The sequence below is a fragment of the Flexivirga sp. YIM B11880 genome (genome assembly GCF_058148645.1).
On the sequence record NZ_JBMAMH010000016.1, the window covers coordinates 1 to 23030 of the forward strand.

The window sequence follows — 23030 nt, forward strand, 5'->3', positions numbered from 1 at the left end:
AGCAGACCAAGTCGAAAAACTTCGACCACACCTGCGGCGGATACGACCGAGTACAACCCTTCTGACGATCTCCCACAACATCTCCTTCAATTCGAGATGTTGCCTAGACCGGTGGAATCCGCCGCGGGATCCTGCACATAAGTCGCGACGGTCGCGACTTGCGTGCACCGCCACACCGCCACACCGCCGGAACAGCCCCCGGCTCAGACGAGCGGCCAGCCCTTCTTCGCCAACCGCTTCCGCACGCGCGCTACGTCCGCCTCGATCGGCACGACGCCCGCGATCTCCTTCATCAGCTCCTGCGCTTCTTCCTCGGAGATCGGCGTCTTCGGCTCGCCGGGCACCTTGTTGGAGGCGATCAGCTCCTTGGCGACCTTCTTGATCTCCTTCTTGGTGAGCCTGCGCTGCAGCAGCGCGAAGAGCGGAACGAAGTCGCTCGGCGGCACACCGTCCGGGTAGCCGGCGCGCAGCCAATCCAGGATCCGCTGGAAGAACCCGACGCGCTCGGGGCTCTCGTCGTCGTCCTCGCCGCCGGGCATCGACAGCGGCCACCCGACGGCGGCGAGCCGCTCGGCGATCTCGTTGATCTCCTCGTCGCTCGGGGGAGCCTCCTTGATCTGCTTCACGGCAACGGCGACGGCTTCCCGGGCGATGTCGCCGTCGGGGTTGTCGGAGATCAGCTGCGCACAGACGGCCTGCGCCTCCTCGGGGCTGAGGGAGCGCTGCAGCAGCGCGAGCAGTGGCGGGAAGTCCTTGGGCGGAATGCCCTCCGGATATCCCTTGCGCAGCCAATCGACTACTGAGGTCAGCAAATTCGTCGCCATGGTCATCAGAACAACCCGATCCCGAGGTAATGGTCGATGCTCTTCTGGGTGATGTAGAGAACGCCGATGATAACCGCCGCGACGACCACGGCGAAGATCGCGTATGCCGTCCACAGCGACGCGTGCCGCGTGACGGCGGCGGTGCCGTCACCCTGCTCGTCGTCGGTGCCGGTGTCCCACAGCCGGATGCCGAGCGTGTAGAGCAACGGCAGACCGGCGCCGAAGATCAGGCCTGCGACGATGACCTTCGCCGTACCGTCCGTCATGCTCGCCCAGTCGATGTTCATTGCTGGATCCCCTCGTCGAGGTCGCTGGTCAGGCGACCGGCTCCTTGGTCTTCTTGGACGCAGTACCCGACTTGCCGCCGGTCGATCCGTGCTGCGAGTTCTCGTCCCATTCGGCGTTGACGTTGTCGGCGCCGACCTTCTGCTGCTGCGCCCGGTAGTAGATGTATGCCGCAAGCGCCGACAGGATCAGGAAGATGACGAGGGCCCCGGCCGCTCCACCGATGAGGTGTCCGATGAAGAAGGTGACCGCACCACCGGCCGCGGCGCACGGCAGGGTGATGACCCAGCCGGCAGCCATCCGGCCGGCGACGGACCAGCGCACCACCGAGCCGGGCTTGCCGACGCCGGTGCCGACGATGGAGCCGGTGGCGACGTGGGTGGTGGACAGTGCCATGCCGAGGTTGCTGGAGGTGAGGATGATGGCGGCTGCCGAGGCCTGCGCCGCCATACCTTGCGGCGCCTCGATCTCGACCAGGCCCTTGCCGAGCGTGCGGATGATCCGCCAGCCACCGATGTAGGTGCCGAGGGCGATCGCGCCGGCGCACAGCACGATGATCCAGATCGGCAGGCCATGCGCCTCGATCTGCTTGTCGCTGAGGCTGCCGTGCGCGATCAGGGCGAGGGCGATGACGCCCATCGTCTTCTGCGCGTCGCCGGTGCCGTGCGCGAGCGACACCAGCGAGGCGGTGGCCACCTGACCCCAGCGGAAGCCGCCATCCTTCTTGCTCTCCCGGACGCCGCGGGTGAGCCGATAGACGCCCGACGTCGCGACGGCGGCGATGGCGCCGGCGATGAACGGCGACAGGATCGCCGGGATGATCACCTTGACCACCAGGCCGTCCCAGTTGATGCCGCCGCTGCCGAGGGCAGCGAGCCCGGCGCCGATCAGCCCGCCGAACAGCGCGTGGGAGGAGCTGCTGGGCAGGCCGAACAGCCAGGTCAGCAGGTTCCACAGAATGCCGCCGATCAGCCCGGCGAAGATGATGAACATCGCCTTCTCCGCGTCGATGCCGTCCAGCAGGCCGCCGGCCTTGTCCTGGATCTTCAGCACCGACGTGGTGACCGTGACCGCGACCTCGACGGACAGGAATCCGCCCACGAGGTTGAGAACCGCCGAAAGCGCGACGGCGGTCTTGGGCTTCAGGGCACCGGTCGCGATGGAGGTGGCCATGGCGTTGCCGGTGTCGTGGAAGCCGTTGGTGAAATCGAATCCCACTGCGGTGATCACCAGCAGGATCAAGATGAAGAGTTCGGCACTCACAGGTCATGAGTATGACGCCGTGAGGCCCACCGAACGCAAGTCGAGACGGGGCCTGACCCGGATTGTTCACGCACTGTTCAGCTGGGTGCCGATGTCCAGCATCCGCTGCAGACCGCCGGCGATGATCCGCGCGTCGACCATCTGGGTGCCGACCGGCGGCAGGGCGGCGATCATCCGCGCCAGCACACTCGCCATCCGTTCGGCGTCGATGGCGTGCTGCGGATCGGTGGTCCAGCAGGCGGCGAGCACGACGTATGACGCCTCGTTGAGTGACGCCTCCAGCAGGTTCCACTCGGCCAGTTCGCGGGGCAGGTCGGTCTGCGCGATCTGCAGGATCCGGTCGCACTGCAGCTGCTCGAAGGACAGGTCGCGGCGGGCGGCATACCCCCGCTCGGTGCCCTGCTCGCCGTCGGCGATGAGCAGCAGTAACCGCTCCAGGGAGCGCAGCGAACGGCGGAACTGCCGCCGCACCAGCGCGATCGGAGCTCGCCGCCCGGTCGCCCAGATCACCGCCACCGAGGTCGCCGCGCCGATCACCGTCTCCAGGACGCGCTCCCCGGCGATCGTCCCGACCGGCCGGTAGGTGCTTCCGGCGGTGCTGATCAGCAGCGCCATCGGGGTCACGAAGATCACCGCGAGGGCGTAGTTGCGCACCGCGAGCATCTGGATGAAGAAGATCAGCACGAGCGCGATCACCAGCAGCACCAGGCCGGTCGGATGGGTGGAGTGGATCACGAAGAACAGCCCGATCCCGATCACCGTGCCGGTGACCCGGTGCAACGCGCGGTGGGTGAGCGCGAGCCGGTCCGCGGTCAGCGACATCACCAGCGCGGTGGTCATCGCGGCCCAGTAGGGATGGCCGATGTGGCAGCCGTAGGAGATGACACAGGTGAGGAACACCGCTGCCGCCATCCGCCGGGCCGCCAGCCAGGGCAGCGACGAGCGGGACAGGCCCCAGCGCAGGAGGTATGACGCATCCGGTCGCCCCAGGTAGCGGCGCTGCTCGACGCCGGTGACGACGACCTTGCGACCGGGTAGATGCACGCGCACGACCTGCTGGATGATCGCGAGGTGCAGCCGGCGCAGCGTGGCGTTCATCCGGCGCCACTGGCGCAGCCGCGGCTCCCGGCCGACCGCGTCCTCCAGGATCATCGAGGCGCCGAACACCGACACGAAGGCCTGGTCGCGCAGCCGGGCCAGCTGGTGGCGGGGGATCACGGCCCGGTCGGCGTCCAGATAGGCACGCACGGCCGCCTCCGCGGTGTCGACGGCGTCCTGTTCGGCATGCCGTGGCCGGGTGATCAGTTGCAGCAAGAGTGAGGTCGCCGAGGCGCTCAGGCAGCCGATCGCACAGACGAGGGTCACCTTCCCCGCCGGGATCCCCACGGTGGGCAGGTATGACGCGATGGCCGGTCCCATGATGAGGAACATCGCGCCGGGCGGCTCGCCCACCAGCGTGTTGTAGCCGAGCACGGTGATCAGCGCGATGGCGGTCAGCACGATCGTCAGCGCCACCGGATTGCTGCCGACCAGGGCTCCGATCGCGACGCAGAGGATGTAGGTGGCGTTGAGGCAGGCCAGGATGACGATCCGGGAGCGGATCGGCCGGGACTGCGCGATGAAGCCGAGGAAGGCGCCGGTGATGCCGACCAGACCCATGCTGGGACCGAGCAGCGCACTGATGAGCACGATCGCGACGATGACGATCGTCAGCACGTGCAGCGCGAACTTCCATCGCCCGGGGGCTGGTTTGATCTCCGCGAAGGCGAGCAGTTGCCGGGTGATCGCTTCGGTGCCCAGGCGCATGGGCCTACTCCACCTCGAAGGGGTCGGTGTCGGTCTCCTCGCCGCCGGTCCGGCTGCGCAGCAACCGCCGCAGTGACGCCAGCCGGGTCGCACCGGACGCGCCGGCGTGTCCGGAGGCGACCCAGGCATCGAGCGCGCAGTCCGGCTCGTCGTGGGTGCAGCCGCGCGGGCAGCCCGCGGTGCCCTCGGCCAGATCGGGGAACGCCTCGATGATGCGGCTGGGGTCGATGTGCGCCAGCCCGAAGGACCGCACGCCCGGGGTGTCGATCACCCAGCCGCCGTCGGCCAGCGGCAGCGCGATCGCGGACGTCGAGGTGTGCCGCCCCCGGCCGGTCACCGCGTTGACGTGGCCGATCGCCCGGTCGACGCCGGGTACGAGCGCGTTGACCAGGGTCGACTTGCCGACCCCGGAGTGCCCGACGAGGACCGTCATCCGGTCGGCCAGGGCGTCCCGGACCTGCGCCAGGCCGTCGATGCCGTCGGCGGTACGGCGGGTCACGACGTGCGGCACGTCGAGCCCGGCGTAGTTGGCGAGGAAGTCGGCGGGGTCGGCGAGGTCGGCCTTGGTGAGGACGAGCAGTGGCGTCATACCGGCGTCGTATGCCGCCACGAGGCACCGGTCGACCATCCGCGGGCGTGGTTCCGGATCGGCGAGGGCAGTGACGATGGCAAGCTGGTCGGCGTTGGCGACGATGACGCGCTCGTAGGGATCGGTGTCGTCGGCGGTGCGGCGCAGCACGCTCGTGCGCGGCTCCACGCGGACGATCCGGGCGAGGGTGCCGGGATCCCCGGAGGTGTCGCCGACCAGCGCGACCCGGTCGCCGACGACGGTGCTGGTGCGGCCCAGCTCCCGGGCCCGCATGGCGAGCACCTCGTGGCCGTCGACCAGGCAGGTCCAGCGGCCGCGGTCGACGGTCGTGACCTGGCCGACACGGGCGTCCTCGTGCTTGGGCCGCTCCTTCGTGCGGGGCCGGCTGCCGCGCCGGCTGGGACGCACGCGCACGTCGGATTCGTCGTAGTCGCGGCGTCCGCGTGGTGGCACGCTAATCCCCGATCATGCGGGCCCAGCGAGCGGTGAAGTCAGGCATCGTCTTGGCGACGGTGCCGGCGTCGTGCACGACGAGCCCGGGCACCCGCAGGCCGAGGACAGCCGCCGCCATGACCATGCGGTGATCACCGTAGGTGCGGAAAACGTTGCCCTGCATCGGTTTCGGTCGTATGACGAGCCCGTCCTCGGTCTCGGTGACGTCGGAGCCGAGCGCGTTGAGCTCGGTGGCGAGGGCCGCGAGCCGGTCGGTCTCGTGGAAGCGGATGTGGCCGATGCCGCGCAGGTTGCTGGGTCCGTCGGCGAAGGTCGCGACGGCGGCGATCACCGGCGACAACTCGCTGGCCTCGTGCAGGTCCAGGTCGACGGCCTCGATGTGGCCGGTGCCGCGCACGGTCAGGCCCTCGCGGGTCAGCTCGACCTCAGCACCGAACTGCCGGAGTATGTCGCGCGCGTGGTCACCGGCCTGCGTGGTGAAGTGCGGCCAGTCCGGCACGGTGACCCGTCCGCCGGTGAGCAGTGCAGCGGCCAGGAACGGGAACGCGTTGGACAGGTCGGGCTCGACCTCGACGTCGAGGGCATGAATCTGGGACGGCTCGACGCGCCACCGGTTGGCCTCGCTGTCGTCGACGAGCACGCCGGCGTCGCGCAGCACCTCGACGGTCATCGCGATGTGGGGGAGGGACGGCACCGGCTTGCCTTCGTGGACGACCGTGATGCCGTCGTCGTAGCGGGCGCCGGCGAGCAACAGGCCGCTGACGAACTGCGAGGAGCCGGACGCGTCGACATACACGGTGCCGCCGGAGACCTGGCCGGTGCCGGTGAGCTGGAAGGGCAGTCCGTCGCCGCGCACGTCGACACCGAGCGAGTGCAGCGCCTCCAGGACGGGCCCGAGTGGCCGGCGGCGGGCGGCCTCGTCCCCGTCGAACTCCACCCTGCCGTCGGCCAGCGCGGCGACCGGTGGCAGGAAACGCATCACGGTGCCGGCCAGGCCGCAGTCGATGGAGGCCGGCCCGCGCAGCGCGTTGGGCTCGATGATCCACTCGGTGTCGTCGCTGCGGCTCTCGATGCCGGTGCCGAGGGCCTGCAGCGCCTCGCACATCAGCGTGCTGTCGCGGGAGCGCAGCGGCTTCGACAGCCGTGAGGTGTCCTGCGCGAGCGCGGCGAGCACGAGGAACCGGTTGGTGAGCGACTTGCTGCCGGGCACGGGGACGACGGCGTCGACCGGGTGATCGGCGAGCGGCGCGGGCCAGTCGCCCGCTGCAATCGTGGCGGTCCGGGTCGGATGCGGAGGTTCTGAGCTCATCGCGGACAAGATTACCGACAGTCACCGGTCGAGTAGGGCGAGCCGCTAGGCGGGCCCGTATCGAGACCAGCGGCCAGGTCCTCGTCGCCGCGTGCCCGTCATACGCTTGCCGCATGTGTGGCCGGTATGCCGCGAGCTTCTCGCCCGACGACCTCGTCGAAGACTTCGAGATCGAGGAGGACGACACCGCCGAACGGAGCCGGTCGTTGCTCGCCAAGCCGCAGGACCCGCCGCCCGGTGCCCCGGACTGGAACGTCGCGCCGTCCAAGCAGGCGCCGGTGGTCCTGACCCGGCGCCCGCGCGACCGCGAGGACGCCGACCCGGTCCGGCAGCTGCGTCTCCTGACGTGGGGGCTCGTGCCGAGCTGGGCGAAGGACACCAAGATCGGGCTGAAGATGATCAACGCCCGCGCGGAGACACTCGTCGACAAGGGCGCCTACGCCAAGGCCGCGGTCTCCCGGCGCTGCCTCGTCCCCGCGGACGGCTGGTACGAATGGCAGGCCAGTCCCACCGAGAAGGACACGAAGGGCAAGCCCCGGAAGCAGCCGTTCTTCGTCCGGCGTGCCGACGGTGAACCGATTGCTTTCGCAGGGGTTTACGAGTTCTGGCGGGATCGGTCCGCGGACGAGAACGACCCGGCGGCCTGGGTGGTCAGCTACGCGATCGTGACCACCGCTGCGGAGCCCGACATGGACCGCATCCACGACCGGCAGCCGGTGGTCCTCGACCGGGATCGGTGGGCGGAGTGGCTGGACCCGGACATGCAGGATCCGGACGAGGTGCGGTCGCTGCTGGAGTCGCCGGGACCGGGCCGGTTCGAGGCGTGGCCGATCGGCAAGGCGGTGGGTGCGACCCGCAACAACGGCCCGCAGCTGCTCGACCCGGCGCCGCGCGCCGACCTCCACGGAGTGGTCGACCCGATGACCGGCGAAGTTCTCGAATGACGGTCCGCACCCGGCTGATCGACACCCCGCCCGGTCCGGCCCGGGCCCACGTCGAACGCCCACACGTTCACGTTGATCGAGTGCGGGACGAGCGCGCGCACGCTGATCGAGTGCCGGAGGAGCGCAGCGGGGGAGGTGTATCGAGATCGAGTGCCACCGCAGCGAGGTCCCGCGACCACATCCCACCAGCACGCGGCAGCGTCGTCCTCAGCCACGGCGCGGGCGGCGGGATCGACGCCGCGGATCTGGTGGCCCTCCGGGCGCTGGTCGACGACGGCTGGACGTACGTGCGCGTCGAGCAGCCCTGGCGGGTCGCCGGCAAGAAGGTCGCCACACCGCCGAAAACCCTTGATGCGGCATGGGTTCCGCTGCTCGCAAATCTGATGAGCGGCCGGTGGGCATTGCCGAGGCCGTTGATCGTGGGCGGGCGGTCAGCAGGAGCGCGCGTGGCGTGCCGGACCGCGACCGAGGTCGGCGCGGACGCGGTGCTGGCGCTGTCCTTCCCGCTGCACCCGCCGAACAACCCCGAGCGGTCACGTGCTGCCGAGGCGCAACTCGTCCTGGATGCCGGGCTGCCGCTTGCCGTCATACAAGGCGAACGTGATCCGTTCGGACGTCCCGACGACGTCCGTGCCGCCCTCGGCCCGGCGGCGACGATCACCGGTGTGCCGGGCACGCACAGCCTTGCCGGCGGCACCGACCAGGTCGTGGCCGCCGTCCAAGCGTGGCTGGCCGCGCTACGCGCGTAGGTTGGTTCCATGACCCTTCGGATCGGATACAAAGCGTCTGCAGAGCAATTCGCGCCGCGTGAGCTGGTGGACCTCGCGGTGGAAGCGGAGCGCGTCGGACTGGACAGCGCCTTCGCGTCGGACCACTTCCAGCCGTGGCGGCACGAGGGCGGACACGCGCCGCATGCACTCACCTGGCTCGCCGCCGCCGGTGCGCGGACCGAACGGATCGCCCTCGGCACATCGGTGCTCACGCCGACGTTCCGCTACAACCCGGCGGTCCTGGCGCAGACGTTCGCAACACTGGGCTGCCTCTACCCGGGACGAGTCATCCTCGGTGTCGGCACGGGCGAGGCGCTCAACGAGATCGCCGTCGGGCAGCAGGGCTGGCCGGATTTCAAGGAGCGGTTCGCCCGGCTGCGCGAGTCGGTGCGGCTGATGCGCCGGCTGTGGACACAGGAGCGCGTCACCTTCGAGGGCGACTACTACCGCACGGTCGACGCGACGATCTACGACCGTCCCGAGCACCCGATCCCCGTCTACGTCGCAGCCGGCGGCCCCACGGTGGCGAAGTATGCCGGGCGGATGGGCGACGGCATGATCGTCACCTCCGGCAAGGGCATGGAGTTGTATGCCGACAAGCTGGTCCCGGCGATGCGCGAGGGCGAGCAGCTCGGCGACCGCAGGGACGGTGCGGTGGAGCAGGTCCTCGAGGTGAAGATCTCCTACGACCGTGACCCCCGGCAGGCGCTGGAGAACACCCGTTTCTGGGCGCCGCTCGCGCTCACCCCGGAGCAGAAGCACAGCATCGGCGACCCGGTTGAGATGGAGAAGGCAGCCGATGCCCTGCCGATCGAGCAGATCGCGTCACGGTGGATCGTCGCGTCGGACGCGGAGACCGTGCTCGAGGGCGTCCGTCCCTATGTCGAGCTCGGCTTCACGCACCTGGTCGTGCATGCACCGGGTCAGGACCAGCTCCGGTTCTTGCAGCAGTTCAGTGAGGACGTCGTGCCGGCACTGAGGTCGCAGCTCTGACCGATCTCAGGCGCTCCTGGGATCCGCGTCCGGTCCGTGCTCGGGATCCTCCGCGGCGCGCGGCCTCAGATCGATCACGTTCGCGGGCCGCGAGGGCGCCGAACGCTCCTTGAGCAGGGTGCGGCCGAGCCAGACCGCCAGCGTGCCGATGGACACCGCGTAGATGCCGGCGACTGTGCACAAGGCGATCATCACGGGCGGAATGTAACGATCTCCACGGCAGCGAGTCAATCCGGTGGCACGCGCAGCTGCTAGCCGGTGACCTCACGGGAATGCGTCGGGCTGCATTGCCGTTGCACCAGGCAGTTCGGAAGCCATGTCTGCTGTGAGGAGTGCCGCTTGTTGCACGCGCCGTTGATGCTGTCGGAGCCGACGGGCTCCGCCGGCGGCTCCACGATTGTCGGCCCCGCGTCCCCCGGAGGAGGAGGTCTAGGCTTGTCCTCGATGACGACTCCCAACGGCAGCGACGTGCAGCCGAAGTCCGCTGAAGACCCCGATCTCGATGTCGCGAACGAATCGGAGACCGACCGGCTCGCCCGCTTCGAACGCGATGCCATGCCCTACCTCGACCAGCTCTACAGCGCGGCGTTGCGCACGACGCGCAACCCGGCCGACGCCGAGGACCTGGTGCAGGAGACCTTCGCCAAGGCGTTCTCGGCGTTCCACCAGTACAAGCCGGGCACCAACCTCAAGGCGTGGCTCTACCGAATCCTGACCAACAGCTACATCAACACCTACCGCAAGAAGCAGCGCCAGCCGCAACAGTCCGACGCGGCCGAGATCGAGGACTACCAGCTGGCCCGGGCCGAGGCACACACCTCGCGCGGTCTGCGGTCAGCGGAGACCGAGGCGCTGGATCACCTCCCGGACAGCGACGTCAAACGCGCGCTGCAGGAGGTCCCCGAGGATTTCCGGATGGCCGTCTATCTGGCGGACGTCGAAGGCTTCTCCTACAAGGAGATCGCCGAAATCATGGATACGCCGATCGGCACGGTCATGTCCCGGTTGCACCGCGGACGCCGGCAGCTGCGCGAGCTGCTCACCGACTACGCCGTCGAGCGCGGGTTTATCAAGGAAGGGGCGTCTTCCTGATGGGCGCCGAATGTGGCGACTACTTGTCGCGGATCTACGAACTCCTGGACGGCGAGCTGGACGACGCCGCCCGGGCACAATTGCAGGCGCACCTCGACGAGTGCCCGCCGTGCCTGGACGAATATCAGCTGGACAAGTTGCTCAAGGCTCTGGTGCAGCGATCGTGTGCCTGCGAGCAGGCGCCGGACACGCTGCGCCTGCAGATCCTGCAGCGCATCACGACGGTGCGCGTGACGCAGGTGCACATCCAGGAAGGGTGACGCCTCCCCGCCATACACCCTCGACCGGGTATGACGAACGGCCCGGCCGCGCGCGAAGTCGCGTGCTGCCGGGCCGTTTCGTATGCCGCGCGTCGGCGCGGCGTGTGCCGCTGGCCGGCGATCGCCGTCAGGCGTTGGGCTTCTTGCCGTGGTTGGCGGCCTTGCCCTTGCGGCTGCGGCGCTTGCGGGCGCGCTTGCTCATGTGAAACTCCTCGGGGATGGAACGGAGGGCGAAAGCCGCGAACGCGGCCCACCAGATCCTCTCACATCGAGCAATGGTAAGAAATACGTAAAGTGGCTAAAGGTTTGGCAAAAATTTGAGCAGGGGTTAGTATCGTAATAGCCGGGGCTACCACCCCGTGGCAAGACTCCAGCTGGAGGGCTCGCGGCTCGGTTTTGCTGATACCGCTCAGCTGGTTCACATCCCTCGAAAAGCTTTTGGCCGCACCAGAAAGGACCTGGACATGGATCAGGCAACTCTTCTCGCACTCTTGTCTTCGGCAAGTCTCTCCTCGGGCACCGTCTCGACCAACACGGTGATTTGGGACCCGCGCTGAACGACCGGTGCGTGCCACTGGTGCGTTCCACGGGCGTTGAGACCCTCGCTCCTCAGGGCCACCACGTCAACTGATCACCACGCATGACCGGCGCCTGGCGCGTAACTTCCGTTACGTCAACTCTGCTGGTCGTCCTGTGCTCCGTCCTTCTGTGGCGGCCGCACAACGATATTTCTTATTCAGCCGTAGTAGTCCTTGCAGCGCTGGCGCTCCTTACGTCGGCGCTGCAAGTGACTCGGCTCGCTGCGGCGGGCGCGAGCGTCTCCCTGACTTCCATTCTGCTCGGTGCGGCCATTGTGCTGTCCGGCCCACTCGGTGCTGCGGTGGTCGGTTGCGTTTCAGCACTCGATCCACTGCGCCGGCGGCCGCTCCTGGTCCGCACTTTCAACGTCTCGATGAACGCTCTCGTCGGCGTGCTCGGTGGACTCACCTACCTCGGACTGGGCGGTGTCGTGCGCCCCGAGGTGGGTTTCGACCCCCTTGAGATCGTCGTTCGGCAGCTGATCCCGCTGGCCTGTGCGACTGTGATCATGCTTCTGCTCAACACCGGCTGCGTCAGCGTCATGATCGCGGTGAACGGTGCAGCGCCGATGATGCTGACCTGGCGCCGTCTGGTGCGGCAGGTGGGCCGGACCTATCTCGGGTATGGCGTCGTGGGCTTCCTCTTCGCCGTGCTGTGGGGCCCGGTCAGGCTGGGTCCCGCGACCGTGCTCATCATGGTCGCACCGCTCGCGCTCGCCCAGTGGTCCTACGCGCAGCAGCATGCCGAGTCGGTTGCGCATGAGCGCACCGTGTCGAGTCTCGTCGCAGCCGTCGACGCCCGCGACCCGATCATGCGCGGCCGCAACGAGCGTGTCGCGAGGGTCAGCGAGCTGATCGGGAACGAGCTGCGACTCTCGCCGGCGAAGGCGGACGCCTTGCACTTCGCGGCGCTGCTGCACGACGTGGGCATGGTGGCGCCGATCGACGCGCATGCCGCGGACGCGGATGTTCGGCAGGCTCACCTGGATCGCATCCGTCGCCACCCGACCCGCGGTGTCGAGATGCTGCGCTCGATCGGCTTTCTCGAGGACTCGATCACGGCCATCCGGCATCATCACGAACGGTGGGACGGCCGCGGATATCCCGACGGCCTTGCCGGAGAAGACATTCCGCAGCTGGCGCGGATCCTTGCCGTCGCCGATGCGTTCTGCGCATTGACCCCACGGCTCGGAGCGGCCGGCGCAATCGGCACGTTGCACGACTGCGCCGGAGTGCAGTTCGACCCCGAGTGCGTGACGGCGCTGGAGAGCGTCGCGGACGCCGCCGAGGAGGTCGCCACGCTCCATGACGTGGGCGATCACGCACCTGATCCCGATCCGACGGAGCCGTTGCTCGATCACGATCTGCCACAGGTGTCCGACCTGCTTGCGGCCGAGAGAGCGCGGCAGTGAGGTGGCCATCGGTCACTGTGCGTGTTCCGGTCGTTCTCTGGTCGGTCGCGCTCCTTGTGGTCTGCCTGGGCGCTGCTGCCATCCAGCAGGAGCATCCCGCCACGTCAAAGGTGTTGGTCCTCAGTTGTTTTGCGCTGGCGATCGCCTGCGGGTCCCTGTTGCGACTGTCCCTGCTCGGAGGCCGCGTCGGCACCCCGGTGGCGGCGGCGCTCGGACTCGGCCTCGCGTTGTCCGGCCCCCAGCCCTTCGCCGTCGGTGGCCGGGCTCCGGACTCGACGTGGGAGGTCCTGGTCACGGCAATCCTCGGACGGGCGGTCGGCGCGCTGCTGAGCTGGTGGCTCCTCGGGGAGCGACCCGCGCCTGCCTCGAGGGTCGGGCCGTTGCTGGCCGTGATGGTCGCTGCGGTGCTCTATCGAGACGTCCCTCTGTTCCATGGGGTCTCTGCGCTCGACATGTACGGTGCCTGGCACTTCAGCCGGTGGCGTTCGGCGGCGGTGATGGCCGGCGTCGGCATTCTTGCGGGTGCGGTGATGCTGGTGATCTCGGTCTATGTCCATCGGGGTGGTCGATCTTTCCGCGCGGAGTTCGCCGAGGTCGCGCGGATCCAGGCGTCGCTCAACACCGCGGTTGTGTCGACGGCGATCGCGATCGCGCTCGGCATGTCGGCGCTCGGTGTGCTCGCCATACCGCTGATGTCTGCGCCCTTGGTGTTGCTGCGTTTTGCGTTGCAGCAACAGGCGTCGGTGATCGACACCCGGCGCCAGACCATTGCCGCGCTCGCCCAGCTCACTGACATCGCGGGCTACACGCCGCCCGGCCACTCGGCCCGCGTCGCGGCGCTGGCCCGGCGGATCGGTGAGGAGCTGCTGCTGACCAATCGTGAGCTCGACGAGCTCGAGGACGCAGCGCGCCTCCACGACATCGGCCAGGTGTCGCTGGCGGCGCCCATCCCGGGTGGTGCGACGATCGACGTGGCGCCCGCGGACCAGCGCGGCATCGCTGACGAAGGCGCACGGATCGTGCGGCGCACGGAGGTCCTGGACGGCGTGGCCGACATCATCGAGGCGCAGGTCGTGCAGTTCCGGCATGTGCAGGAACACGGCGAGCTGGTGCCGATGAGCGGCCGAATCGTCAAGGTGTGCAACGCCTTCGAGGACCTGACCCGCGGCGACCCGGACTTGCGGGACGCGGCGATCGAGCGGCTGACCCTCGGCATCGGCTACGAATACGACCCGGTCGTGCTGGACCTGCTGATCAAGGTCACGGCACCCCAGGGTGGTGACGACCACTGAGGCCGCCGTCTCTTCGCACGAGGCGGGATTACGGTGCGGCGCGCCGGCTGCCGACGGCCGGTTCGACGAGCTCGACGACGGTGGGATCGTCGAACACGGACCTGAGAGCGAGATGGGCGCCGCCGCGTGCGGCCGCGGCCAGCCCGGAGTCGGAGATCGCCACCGCGACCGGGTTCGCGATCTGCCCGATCCGGCGTGATTCGAGGATGGCGGTCACCGGGGCGACAATGCCCTCCCCGAACCACGCGAAATAGCCGCCGAGCACCACCAATTGCGGGTTGAGCACGTCGACCACGATGGAGACTCCGGTGCCGAGCAGTTCCGCGATCTGGCGGAGCGCGGAGGTGGTGCGGGTGTCCCCCTCGTCGGCGCGCCCGCGCAGCTCGGTGAGCCGCTCCTCCAGCGGGCGGCGAGCGTCCCGGACCCGGTCGTCCGCATCCGCCGCCAGCTCGAGGAAGGTCGGCAGGCCGATCGCTTTCTCCCAGCATCCCCGTCGACCGCAATTGCATTGCCGCTGCTCCGGATCCAGCGGCATGTGCCCGATCTCGCCGGCGAATCCGTCGGCGCCGCGCAACAGCGCACCGCCGGAGATGATGCCGCCACCCACCCCGATGTCCCCGGTGATGTAGAGCAGGTCGTGGACCCCGTCGCGCGCCACCCGGGCGTGCTCGGCGAGCGCTCCCAGTTTTGCGTCGTTCTCGATGAGCACCGGTAACTGGCCGCCGAGTCGCTCGTCCACCAGCGTGGTCAGGGGCACGTCACGCCAGCCCAGGTTGGGCGCGAGCCGCACCGAGCCGGTGCGGGGATCGATCACCCCGGGTGCCGCGATCGTGACACCGGCCGGCCGTCGTCCCGCGGCGCGACAGTCGTCCAGCACCCGACTGAGCAACCGCGCCATCCGATCGGCGACCTCCTCGGCTGCGTCCGGTGGCACCTCGATCGCCTCGGTGACGTATTCGATCACTTCGCCGGAGAGGTCCGCCATCACCACGCACAAGTAGTCGGCGTTGACCTCGATCCCGATGCCGCAGACTCCCCGGCTGTCCAGCGTCACGGTGAGGCCCGGGCGACCGACGCCGCCCCGGGCGCTGATCTCGCCCTCGGAGACGAGCCCGCGCGCGACCAGGTCGGCGATCAGGGTGGATGCGGTCGCCTTCGACAACCCGGTCTCCGCGGCGATCTGTGCTCGGTAGCTGCCGCCGTTGTCTCGCAGGTGCCGCAGGATGAGGCCGAGGTTGCGACGACGAGTCGATGCCTGGTCGGCGCGGCCGCCGGCGATGAACTGACCGGCTCCCCCTACGTTCATCGCACCATCCTCCTCCGTCCGATGCCGCGGCCGCTCCGAGATGGCTCTTGACAGCCCCACGGGTTAATTAGAACACTATCCGAACTAATAGGTGAGCGGCTCGCCGCGACGACAACCCGCCGCGGTGCGAACAAGGGAGTGCAGATGGTGCGACGTCGGCGTGGTGCAGTGATGATTTCGGTCGCCGGTGTGGTGGTCGCGGGCGCGGTGTCTGCCGCTGGCCCCGCGGCTGCCGGCGGTGCGGAAACGACATACAAGGTGACGGTCAACGGGACCGGTCCGTGGACGAACCCGGACGACACCCCGGCCAGCCCGTTCATCGACAAGAACGGCACGTTCTACTACGAGCAGGCAGTCGGGTCGTATGCCGCGACGGACCCGCGCGAGTGGAGCTTCTTCAGTGGCCAGACGATCGACGACGCGACGGCGGTGAGCGACCTCAACGCGGCCAACGGCGACACGACGGCCCGGTGCAACAACAGCCCCACCGGTCTGGAGGCGACGTATGCCCCTGCGGGCTCAGGGTATTCGCAGCGTAACTTCTGCGACCTGACGCAGCTGTGGGTCGACCCGGACACCGGCAACTGGTACGGGCTGGTGCACAACGAGTTCACCCCGCAACCGTTCGGCGACGGCTTGCACTACGACGCCATCGACTACGCGGTCTCCACCGACCAGGGCAAGACGTGGACGATCAAGAACCACGCGATCACTTCGCCATACAGCACGAAACGCGGTGACACCGCAGCGTTTCCCGAGCAGACCTACTACTACGGGGACGGTGACCCGCGGTTGTTCGTGGACACTGCCTCCGGCTATTTCTACGTGTTCTACGGTTCGCGGGTCGTGGACAAGGGCGGCAGCTGGAAGGCGTTCTACGAGCATGTCGCGCGTGCTCCGATCGCCGACAAGATGGCGACCGGCTCATGGCAGAAGTGGTATGACGGGCACTGGTCGCAGCCCGGAGTCGGCGGCAAGGAGAGCAACATGACGCCGGTGACCGCCGCCAGTCCCACGGGTTACACCGCACCGGACAAGGAGTACAACCCGGACAACCCCGGCACCTCCGCGCAGCAGATCGCGGCCGGCACGATGCCTCCGACGTCGCCGCTGTTCGTGATGGACGTGAGCTACGACGCCTACCTCGGGCTCTACATCGCCGAGCCGCAAGCGGTCGACCAGAGCGGGAACGCGCCGCAGGAGATCTACGCCACCAAGGACCTGGCGACCCAGAAGTGGTTCAAGCTCGGCGACACCGGGTCCTACCACACGGCGTCCTGGTACCGCTGGTTCATGGACGACGCCACCGGCACGACACAGAACATCGTCGGGAAGAACCTGCGGATGTACTGCTCCATCGCCTGCTCGGGCGCCTACCCGGCGGACAGTTGGTGGGGCGAATACGCGAAGGTGACCATCGACTCCTCCGATCCGGCGGCGCCGGTCGCATCCGGGCGCACCTACCGGATCGCCAACACCAGTGGGCGGGTGCTGACGCTCGCCGCGCACGGCGATCGGACGATCTCGACCACGTCGCCGGCCGGCACGCTCAGCGACTGGAAGTTCACCGCCAACGGCGACGGCTCGTACACCATCGCGAACGCAGCCACGGGCAAGGTGCTGGGTGTCGACTCGTCGACCACCGCGAGTCGGGCGTGGGGCACCCAGCCCACGGCGAGCAGCATCGGCACCGCCCGGCCCAGCGTCGGTCAGCAATGGTGGCTGATCCCGGACAAGTCGGCGGACGGGTCCGCGACCGGCGGCTACCGGCTGGTCAACCGCTACAGCGGCCTGGTCCTGGGTATGTCGGCCGCGCCGAGCCGACTGGCCGACACCACGCCGGTGCGCAGCTGGGACGCTTCCGTCACCGGCGTGGGCCAGGGTCGCACCGCAGCCGACCAGACGCTCAGCCTGGAACCGGTCACCGAGTAGCTGCCGGGCGCCGGGCGCCCGGTGAACGCGAATGACGGCTCCCTCACCGACCGACGGCGAGATCTCACTGTCGGTCGGCGAGGAATCCGTCACGGGAGGGGTTTCAGGCGGGCCCCGGTCCCGGAGCCGGTGTGCCCGTGGTCTCACCGGTGCCGAGATCCGTCGGGTCGTAACCCTTGTGGACCCGCGGGTCGTCATACTCCACGAAGTAGTCGACGGCCACCGTCTCGTCGTGTCCGGCGGGCACCTTGACCGCCCGCAGGATGGCGGTCAGCACGACGGCGACGACCACATTGATGATGACCGCGGTGAACGCGATGTAGCCGAGTTCGCCGATGACCGGGATGTTGGACAGCGACCCCCCGAAGTGCTTGGTCGCTTTGCTCGAGACGTTGTATGCCTCCCACGTGCCGTAGACCATCGCGACAGCCCAGCCGACCAGCAACGCCCAGCGGTGCAGCCAGCGGGTGTAGAGGCCGATCACGATCGCCGGGAACGTCTGCAGGATCCAGATGCCGCCGAGGAGCTGCAGGTTGATGGCGTTCTGCTTGTCCATGGCCAGCACGAAGATCAGCGCGAAGATCTTGACGACCAATGAGGTCAGCTTGGAGACCTTGGCCTCCTCGGCGACCGTCGCGTTGGGGCGGATCCATTCCTTGTAGATGTTGCGGGTGAAGGTGTTGGCTGCCGCGATCGACATGATCGCCGCCGGCACCAGAGCGCCGATGGCGATCGCCGCGAACGCCAGGCCGGCGAACCAGCTCGGGAACTGATCCTCGAACAGCTGCGGCACGATCAGCTGCGGGTTCGGCTTGCCGTTGAGCCCGATCGGTTTGGTGCCGGCAGCGATGGCGACCCAGCCGAGCAGCGCCAGCAGCGCGAGCACGAACGAGTATGCCGGGAGGATCGACGCGTTCTTGCGAATCGTGTTGCGGCTCTTGGACGACAGCACCGCGGTGATCGAGTGCGGATACATGAACAGCGCCATTGCGGAGCCGAATGCCAGTGTAACGTAAGCCCATTGGGCTTTCGGGCCGACGGTGTCGGAGAACTTCGCGGCCTTGCCCGCCGGCGACATCGCCTTGGCGTGCGCCGCGTCGAAGACGTGGCTCCACCCGCCGATCTTGGTGGGCAGGTAGATCACCGCGACGATGATCACCAGGTAGATCAGGATGTCCTTGACGAACGCGATGATCGCCGGCGCGCGCAGCCCGCTGGCGTAGGTGTATGCCGCCAGCACGAGGAACGCGATGAACAGCGGCGCGTCATTCGCCAGCCAGTTGCCCTTGCCGCCGATGCCGGCGACCTCGAGCACGGCCTGGATGCCGACCAGCTGCAAGGCGATGTAGGGCAGCGTCGCGACGAAGCCGGTGATCGAGATCGCCAGCGAGAGGCCGCGTGAGCCATAGCGTCCCCGGATGAAGTCACCGGCGGTGACGTAGCCGTGCCGGTGGCTGACCGACCACATCCGCGACATGAAGAAGAAAATGATCGGATAGAGCACGATCGTGTAGGGCACGGCGAAGAAGCCGCTGACCGCCCCCGCGCTGAACATCGCGGCCGGGACCGCGACGAACGTGTATGCCGTGTAGAGGTCGCCGCCCAGCAGGAACCAGGTGATCCAGGTGCCGAAGCTGCGACCGCCGAGACCCCATTCGTCCAGCGAGTCGAGGTTGTCGCCCCTGCGCCACCGGGACGCCAGGAACCCCATGACGGTGACGGCCAGGAAGATCAGGACGAGGACGATTGTCGCCGCGACGTTGAGACCTCCGGCGGGGTGTGACGGATTTGCTGCAGCGGGAAGGAAGTTCGTCATACCTCACCGTCCGTGGTCATGGTGCCCGCCGGGGGCAGCGGCACGTGGGGGCGGGCCTTCTTGACCAGCACGTAGGCGATCGACGTGCACGCGGCGCAGAAGAAGACCAGGATCATCTGGTACCAGATGAAGAAGGGGAAGGAGCCGAGCCGCGGGGTCGTCCTGGCGTACCAGCCGACCGGGACCAGGGCGATCATCGGCAGGAGCAGGAAGATTGCGGCGAGCACCTGCAGGCGACGGTCTGCGGGTGGAGCCTTGTCGGGGTTTTCGTATTGAGTCATGCGGGTGCAACCTCGGTTTCGGGGTGACGTTGCTAACCGGAAAACGCTACCGCTGAGACCCCTGGTGCCGGTGGGATTTCGCAATCCGGAATGACCGGCGGTGGCCGAGGAAGGGTCGGAGTCGCGGTGGCCGAGTAACGGGTGGCAGTCGCGGTGGCCGAGTGCCCGGGGGAGCGAAGCGGAGGAGGGTGTATCGAGACCAAGTGCCGCGACGCTTCGACTGTCCACAGGACGCAGAGTCGGCGCAGACATCAGAAGCGTTCAAGGGACACGGTTTGGAATGGCGTGGACATACATTCTCAGGTGTAGCGACGGCTCCTACTACGTCGGCAGCACGATCGACCTCGAGCGTCGAATCGCTCAGCACGCAGCCGGAGAGGGCGCGGCATACACGCGCCGTCGGCTGCCGGTCCAGCTGGTCTGGGCGCAAGAATCCGACAGCGTGCGCACGGCGTACGAGCTGGAGAAGCGCGTTCAGAACTGGAGCCGTGCGAAGCGGGAAGCGTTGATAGCCGGACGATTCGACCTGCTGCCGGACCTTGCGAAGAAGCGGGTATGGCGACGCGGCGATGCTGACTGAGCCCCAGGTCTCGATACGGCCTCGCCTAACGGCTCGGCCTACTCGACCGACGTGGGGCAGATGGTCTCGATACGGCCTCGCCTAACGGCTCGGCCTACTCGACCGACGTGGGTAGGTGGTCTCGATACGCGGATTCCCCCGCTTCGCTCCTCCATCCGCTACTCGACCGGCGTGGGGTAGGTGGTATCGATACGGCCTCGCCTAACGGCTCGGCCTACTCGACCGACGTGGGGCAGATGGTCTCGATACGGCCTCGCCTAACGGCTCGGCCTACTCGACCGACGTGGGGTAGGTGGTCTCGATACGCGGATTCCTCCGCTGCGCTCCTCCGGCCCTTACTCGGCCACCGCCACTGGGCTCTTACCCGGCCACCGCGAGCTGGTCAGTCGATCTTGAATTCGCCCAGTTCGTCCCAGTGGTCGCCGTCCAGCTGGACGTTGCGGACGCGGGGTGTCTCCTGCACATACTGCGGCAGCTCGCGTTGCGCGGTCTTGAAGTGATCGGAGGTCACGTGCGCCTCTGCAGCGTCGTCCTTGAATGCCTCGATGAGCACGTATTCGTTCGGGTCCTCGACGTTGCGGGACCAGTCGAAGAAGAGATTGCCGGGCTCGGCGCGGGTGGCGTCGGTGAAGGTCTTGGACAGCTCGATCCACCGGTCGGCATACTCGGGCTTCACCTTCCACTTCACGCAGATGAAGATCATGTCGTTCTCCTTGGGTCGCGTACCAGGGTCCAGACGGCGCGACGGACGACGTCTGCCATCCCACTCTCGCACGCGTCACGGCGGGCTCTCGCGCAGTGGGCGACCCAGCGAGGAGGATGGTGCGCAGCTCGGCGGCTGCGGGCGGTTGAACCGTTCGCGTCGCTGCCTCGTGTCAGCGGACGGAGGTGGTGATGGTCACGGACCCAGGGGTGCTCGACCAGCTGCATCGCGATCACGCAACTGCGTTGTGGGCGTATGCCGTTCGGCTCACGGGCGACCGCGCGTTCGCGCAGGACGTGGTGCAGGAGACGATGCTGCGCGCCTGGCGCGAAGGCATCACCGACGAGACGGACACCGGCGCGACCTCGGCGCGGGCATGGCTGTTCACCGTGGCCCGCCGCTTGGTGATCGACGAGGCGCGTTCGGCACGACACCGCCGCGAGGTCGTTGCGGACGAGTTGCCTGAGCAGCGCACCGGCGACCAGGTCGACGCGGTCTTCGATGCGGCGATGATCGTCGACGCTCTCGCATCGCTCACTTCGCCGCACCGCGAGGTGGTGGTCCGGGCGTACTACGGCCGGGCGACGGTCACCGAGATCGCCGAAGACCTCGGCGTGCCGCCGGGGACCGTGAAGTCGCGGATGCACTACGGGATGCGAGCGTTGCGGCTGGCGTTGCAGGAAAGAGGGGTGACGCGATGACCGGGCACGACGACTTCGCCGAATGGGACGCGGCCTACGTGCTGGGTGCCCTGTCGACCAGCGACCGAGCGGCCTACGAGCAGCACCTCACCGCGTGCCCGGAGTGCGCGGAGTCGGTGCGCGGGCTGGCCGTCATACCGGGCCTGCTCGGCAAGGTGCCGCCGGAGGACGTTCCGGACGAGTTGAGCGAGCCGTTGCCGGCCGATCTGCTCGAGCGGACGCGGTCCGCGGCCGACGACGAGGTCTTCCGCTTCCGAAATCGTCGCCGGCGACTGGTTTCTCTTGTCGCAGTAGCGGCTTCGGCGGTGCTCTTCGCGGCCGGGCTCACCGTCGGAGGTGTCCTCTGGCCGCAGCGCGACACGACACCGCCGGGTGTCACGGTGGCGATGCAGCAGGCGCGCAGCAGCCCGCTGACCGCCACCGTCACGTTGCGGGACCGGCCGTGGGGGACCGAGGTGGACATGAAGTGCGCGTATGCGGCCTCGACCGGGTGGGACGGCCGGTCGGTTTATGCCTTGTATGTCGTGGACGACGCCGGACATGCCACGTCGATCTCGACCTGGGCCGCCGGTCCAGGGACGACGTCGATGCTGTCGGCCGCCACCGCCGTGCCGCGGGACCGGATCGCCCACCTGCAGGTCCGCACCTCCGGCGGCACGGTGCTACTCACCACCAAAGCGGATTGAACCGTTTCCCAATCGGTTTCGTGTCTCGAACACAGAGCTGCGACATCGAGAAGAGGCAATCATGATGCGTTCGACACGAGGCACGGTCGTGGCCGGCGCCACCCTGTTGGCGGCAGTGCTCGCCGGCTGCGGATCCAGCGGGTCGGCGACAAGCGGAGCGCCGGCAGCGTCCTCCCAAGCGACGAAGTCGGCGCAGGCCGGCGGCGCGACGCTGAGCGTCGTGCAGACGGCGCTCGGATCGGTGGTCGCCGGACCGGACGGCCGGGTGGTGTACCAGTTCGACAAGGACACGAAGGGTGCGGCCAAGAGCGTGTGCAGCGGTGCGTGCGCTTCCGTCTGGCCGGCGGTCACCGTCTCCGGCACGCCGAAGGCCAAGGGCATCAGCGGAAAGGTCGGCACGATCACCACCGCGAATGGCAAGAAGCAGGTCACCCTCGACGGCTGGCCGCTCTACTACTACGCCGGCGACAGCTCCGCAGCTGACACCAACGGTCAGGGCATTCAAGGCATTTGGTGGGTGCTGAACTCGAAGGGAGTCAAGGTCACCGCCAAAGCCGGAGCGTCCAGCGGCGGTGGCGGCGGCTACGGCAACAAGGGCGGCTCCTACTGACCGGTCGGTGATCGTCATACGAAAGGCGCCGGACCCCAATGGGATCCGGCGCCTTCGGCGAACGGTATGGCGAGCCGTCAGGCCTTCTTGGTCTCCCAGAAGATCTTCGCGATCTCCTCGATCTTGGCGAGCAGCTCGTCCGCGGTGGCGACGTCCCACGACGCCTTGGTCCCACCGGCACCCGCCAGCTTGGTGGCCTCGTTGACCAGCGTGTGCAGCTGCGGGTACTTCTCGAAGTGCGGCGGCTTGAAGTAGTCGGTCCACAGCACCCACAGGTGGTGCTTGACCAGCTCGGAGCGCTGCTCCTTGATGATCGTCGCGCGCATCTTGAAGTCGAGGTCGTCCGGCTTGTCGGCGACCTTCTCGCAGATCGCCTTGACCGACTCGGCCTCGATGCGAGCCTGAGCGGGGTCGTAGACACCACACGGCAGGTCGCAGTGGGCGCTGACCTCGATGGTGGGGGCGAAGATTCGGCGAAGCATGTGTTGTCCTTCCGTCGGTTGCATCGGACGTATGACGGGAGCCTCTCACCTCAAGCAGTGTTG

Annotated in this window: 25 protein-coding genes; 12 read left to right on the forward strand and 13 right to left on the reverse strand. The window is 68.2% G+C overall.

The annotated features are described in order from the left end of the window. Positions 1-203: 203 nt before the first annotated feature. The 6 genes from ACN8HC_RS17170 to aroA all read right to left on the reverse strand — a co-directional run bounded on the left by ACN8HC_RS17170 (position 204) and on the right by aroA (position 6529). A complete protein-coding gene (locus ACN8HC_RS17170) occupies positions 204-824 on the reverse strand; it encodes a DUF3349 domain-containing protein (protein WP_490076063.1) in 621 nt (206 codons plus the stop codon). Between the two features lie 5 nt (positions 825-829). Then, the gene (locus ACN8HC_RS17175) at positions 830-1111 is read right to left on the reverse strand and encodes a hypothetical protein (RefSeq protein WP_490076064.1); all 282 of its coding nucleotides are present in this window, start codon (positions 1109-1111) and stop codon (positions 830-832) included. Positions 1112-1139: 28 nt separating this feature from the next. Further along, the gene (locus ACN8HC_RS17180) at positions 1140-2372 is read right to left on the reverse strand and encodes an inorganic phosphate transporter (protein ID WP_490076065.1); all 1233 of its coding nucleotides are present in this window, start codon (positions 2370-2372) and stop codon (positions 1140-1142) included. A 66-nt stretch (positions 2373-2438) separates the two neighbouring features. Beyond that, a complete protein-coding gene (locus ACN8HC_RS17185) occupies positions 2439-4178 on the reverse strand; it encodes an FUSC family protein (RefSeq protein WP_490076066.1) in 1740 nt (579 codons plus the stop codon). A 4-nt stretch (positions 4179-4182) separates the two neighbouring features. After that, positions 4183-5220 (reverse strand): ribosome small subunit-dependent GTPase A, encoded by a 1038-nt coding sequence (gene rsgA / locus ACN8HC_RS17190; protein ID WP_490076067.1) that lies wholly within the window; start codon positions 5218-5220, stop codon positions 4183-4185. 1 nt (position 5221) lies between these two features. Continuing rightward, positions 5222-6529, reverse strand: coding sequence for a 3-phosphoshikimate 1-carboxyvinyltransferase (aroA, locus tag ACN8HC_RS17195; RefSeq protein ID WP_490076068.1), 1308 nt, complete (start codon positions 6527-6529; stop codon positions 5222-5224). A 113-nt stretch (positions 6530-6642) separates the two neighbouring features. Here aroA and ACN8HC_RS17200 point away from each other — a divergent pair, with 113 nt between their 5' ends. The 3 genes from ACN8HC_RS17200 to fgd are packed head-to-tail and all read left to right on the forward strand — an operon-like array spanning position 6643 to position 9236. After that, positions 6643-7473 carry an SOS response-associated peptidase gene (locus ACN8HC_RS17200; RefSeq protein WP_490076069.1) on the forward strand — a complete coding sequence of 277 codons (831 nt, stop codon included), beginning with the start codon at positions 6643-6645 and terminating at the stop codon, positions 7471-7473. Continuing rightward, on the forward strand, positions 7470-8222 hold the full coding sequence (locus tag ACN8HC_RS17205) for an alpha/beta hydrolase family protein (RefSeq protein ID WP_490076070.1): 753 nt from the start codon (positions 7470-7472) through the stop codon (positions 8220-8222). Before ACN8HC_RS17200 ends, ACN8HC_RS17205 begins: the two co-directional genes overlap by 4 nt. A gap of 9 nt (positions 8223-8231) precedes the next feature. Continuing rightward, complete coding sequence (gene fgd / locus ACN8HC_RS17210; RefSeq protein ID WP_490076071.1) at positions 8232-9236, forward strand: glucose-6-phosphate dehydrogenase (coenzyme-F420); 1005 nt, start codon at positions 8232-8234, stop codon at positions 9234-9236. Between the two features lie 6 nt (positions 9237-9242). On the opposite strand, the gene ACN8HC_RS17215 is transcribed toward fgd, so the two are convergent. Beyond that, entirely contained in the window at positions 9243-9431 is a 189-nt protein-coding gene (locus ACN8HC_RS17215) for a hypothetical protein (RefSeq protein WP_490076072.1), read from the reverse strand. A gap of 162 nt (positions 9432-9593) precedes the next feature. Between ACN8HC_RS17215 and ACN8HC_RS17220 the strand changes: the two genes are divergently transcribed. Further along, positions 9594-10328: a sigma-70 family RNA polymerase sigma factor gene (locus ACN8HC_RS17220; RefSeq protein WP_490076129.1), complete on the forward strand. Its 735-nt coding sequence runs from the start codon at positions 9594-9596 to the stop codon at positions 10326-10328. Continuing rightward, the gene (rsrA, locus tag ACN8HC_RS17225; RefSeq protein WP_490076073.1) at positions 10328-10588 is read left to right on the forward strand and encodes a mycothiol system anti-sigma-R factor; all 261 of its coding nucleotides are present in this window, start codon (positions 10328-10330) and stop codon (positions 10586-10588) included. Before ACN8HC_RS17220 ends, rsrA begins: the two co-directional genes overlap by 1 nt. A 127-nt stretch (positions 10589-10715) precedes the next feature. Here rsrA and ACN8HC_RS17230 read toward each other — a convergent pair whose 3' ends face one another. Next, entirely contained in the window at positions 10716-10790 is a 75-nt protein-coding gene (locus tag ACN8HC_RS17230) for a 50S ribosomal protein bL37 (RefSeq protein ID WP_370670776.1), read from the reverse strand. A gap of 750 nt (positions 10791-11540) precedes the next feature. Here ACN8HC_RS17230 and ACN8HC_RS17235 point away from each other — a divergent pair. Both ACN8HC_RS17235 and ACN8HC_RS17240 read left to right on the forward strand, forming a co-directional pair. Then, entirely contained in the window at positions 11541-12578 is a 1038-nt protein-coding gene (locus ACN8HC_RS17235; protein WP_490076074.1) for an HD-GYP domain-containing protein, read from the forward strand. Positions 12579-12595: 17 nt separating this feature from the next. Then, positions 12596-13870: an HD-GYP domain-containing protein gene (locus tag ACN8HC_RS17240; RefSeq protein ID WP_490076075.1), complete on the forward strand. Its 1275-nt coding sequence runs from the start codon at positions 12596-12598 to the stop codon at positions 13868-13870. A 28-nt stretch (positions 13871-13898) separates the two neighbouring features. Here the strand turns inward: ACN8HC_RS17240 and ACN8HC_RS17245 are convergent, their stop codons facing one another. Then, positions 13899-15176: an ROK family protein gene (locus ACN8HC_RS17245; protein ID WP_490076076.1), complete on the reverse strand. Its 1278-nt coding sequence runs from the start codon at positions 15174-15176 to the stop codon at positions 13899-13901. Positions 15177-15320: 144 nt separating this feature from the next. Here ACN8HC_RS17245 and ACN8HC_RS17250 point away from each other — a divergent pair, with 144 nt between their 5' ends. Further along, positions 15321-17108 carry an RICIN domain-containing protein gene (locus tag ACN8HC_RS17250; RefSeq protein ID WP_490076077.1) on the forward strand — a complete coding sequence of 596 codons (1788 nt, stop codon included), beginning with the start codon at positions 15321-15323 and terminating at the stop codon, positions 17106-17108. A 103-nt stretch (positions 17109-17211) separates the two neighbouring features. On the opposite strand, the gene mctP is transcribed toward ACN8HC_RS17250, so the two are convergent. Together mctP and ACN8HC_RS17260 are read right to left on the reverse strand one after the other, a co-directional pair. Next, positions 17212-18924, reverse strand: coding sequence for a monocarboxylate uptake permease MctP (mctP, locus tag ACN8HC_RS17255; RefSeq protein ID WP_490076078.1), 1713 nt, complete (start codon positions 18922-18924; stop codon positions 17212-17214). Beyond that, the gene (locus ACN8HC_RS17260) at positions 18921-19205 is read right to left on the reverse strand and encodes a DUF3311 domain-containing protein (protein ID WP_490076079.1); all 285 of its coding nucleotides are present in this window, start codon (positions 19203-19205) and stop codon (positions 18921-18923) included. Before ACN8HC_RS17260 ends, mctP begins: the two co-directional genes overlap by 4 nt. Positions 19206-19485: 280 nt before the next feature. Between ACN8HC_RS17260 and ACN8HC_RS17265 the strand changes: the two genes are divergently transcribed. Then, positions 19486-19785, forward strand: a complete 300-nt coding sequence (locus tag ACN8HC_RS17265; RefSeq protein ID WP_490076080.1) for a GIY-YIG nuclease family protein — start codon at positions 19486-19488, stop codon at positions 19783-19785. Positions 19786-20167: 382 nt separating this feature from the next. Here ACN8HC_RS17265 and ACN8HC_RS17270 read toward each other — a convergent pair whose 3' ends face one another. After that, positions 20168-20488 (reverse strand): putative quinol monooxygenase, encoded by a 321-nt coding sequence (locus tag ACN8HC_RS17270; protein ID WP_490076081.1) that lies wholly within the window; start codon positions 20486-20488, stop codon positions 20168-20170. Positions 20489-20679: 191 nt separating this feature from the next. On the opposite strand from ACN8HC_RS17270, the gene ACN8HC_RS17275 reads away from it, so the two are divergent. The 3 genes from ACN8HC_RS17275 to ACN8HC_RS17285 all read left to right on the forward strand — a co-directional run bounded on the left by ACN8HC_RS17275 (position 20680) and on the right by ACN8HC_RS17285 (position 22485). Next, on the forward strand, positions 20680-21189 hold the full coding sequence (locus ACN8HC_RS17275) for a sigma-70 family RNA polymerase sigma factor (protein ID WP_490076082.1): 510 nt from the start codon (positions 20680-20682) through the stop codon (positions 21187-21189). Continuing rightward, positions 21186-21875, forward strand: coding sequence for an anti-sigma factor family protein (locus ACN8HC_RS17280; protein WP_490076083.1), 690 nt, complete (start codon positions 21186-21188; stop codon positions 21873-21875). Before ACN8HC_RS17275 ends, ACN8HC_RS17280 begins: the two co-directional genes overlap by 4 nt. A 61-nt stretch (positions 21876-21936) precedes the next feature. After that, a complete protein-coding gene (locus tag ACN8HC_RS17285) occupies positions 21937-22485 on the forward strand; it encodes a COG4315 family predicted lipoprotein (protein ID WP_490076084.1) in 549 nt (182 codons plus the stop codon). Positions 22486-22562: 77 nt separating this feature from the next. Here the strand turns inward: ACN8HC_RS17285 and sodN are convergent, their stop codons facing one another. Continuing rightward, complete coding sequence (gene sodN, locus ACN8HC_RS17290) at positions 22563-22967, reverse strand: superoxide dismutase, Ni (RefSeq protein WP_490076085.1); 405 nt, start codon at positions 22965-22967, stop codon at positions 22563-22565. Between the last annotated feature and the right edge of the window lie 63 nt (positions 22968-23030).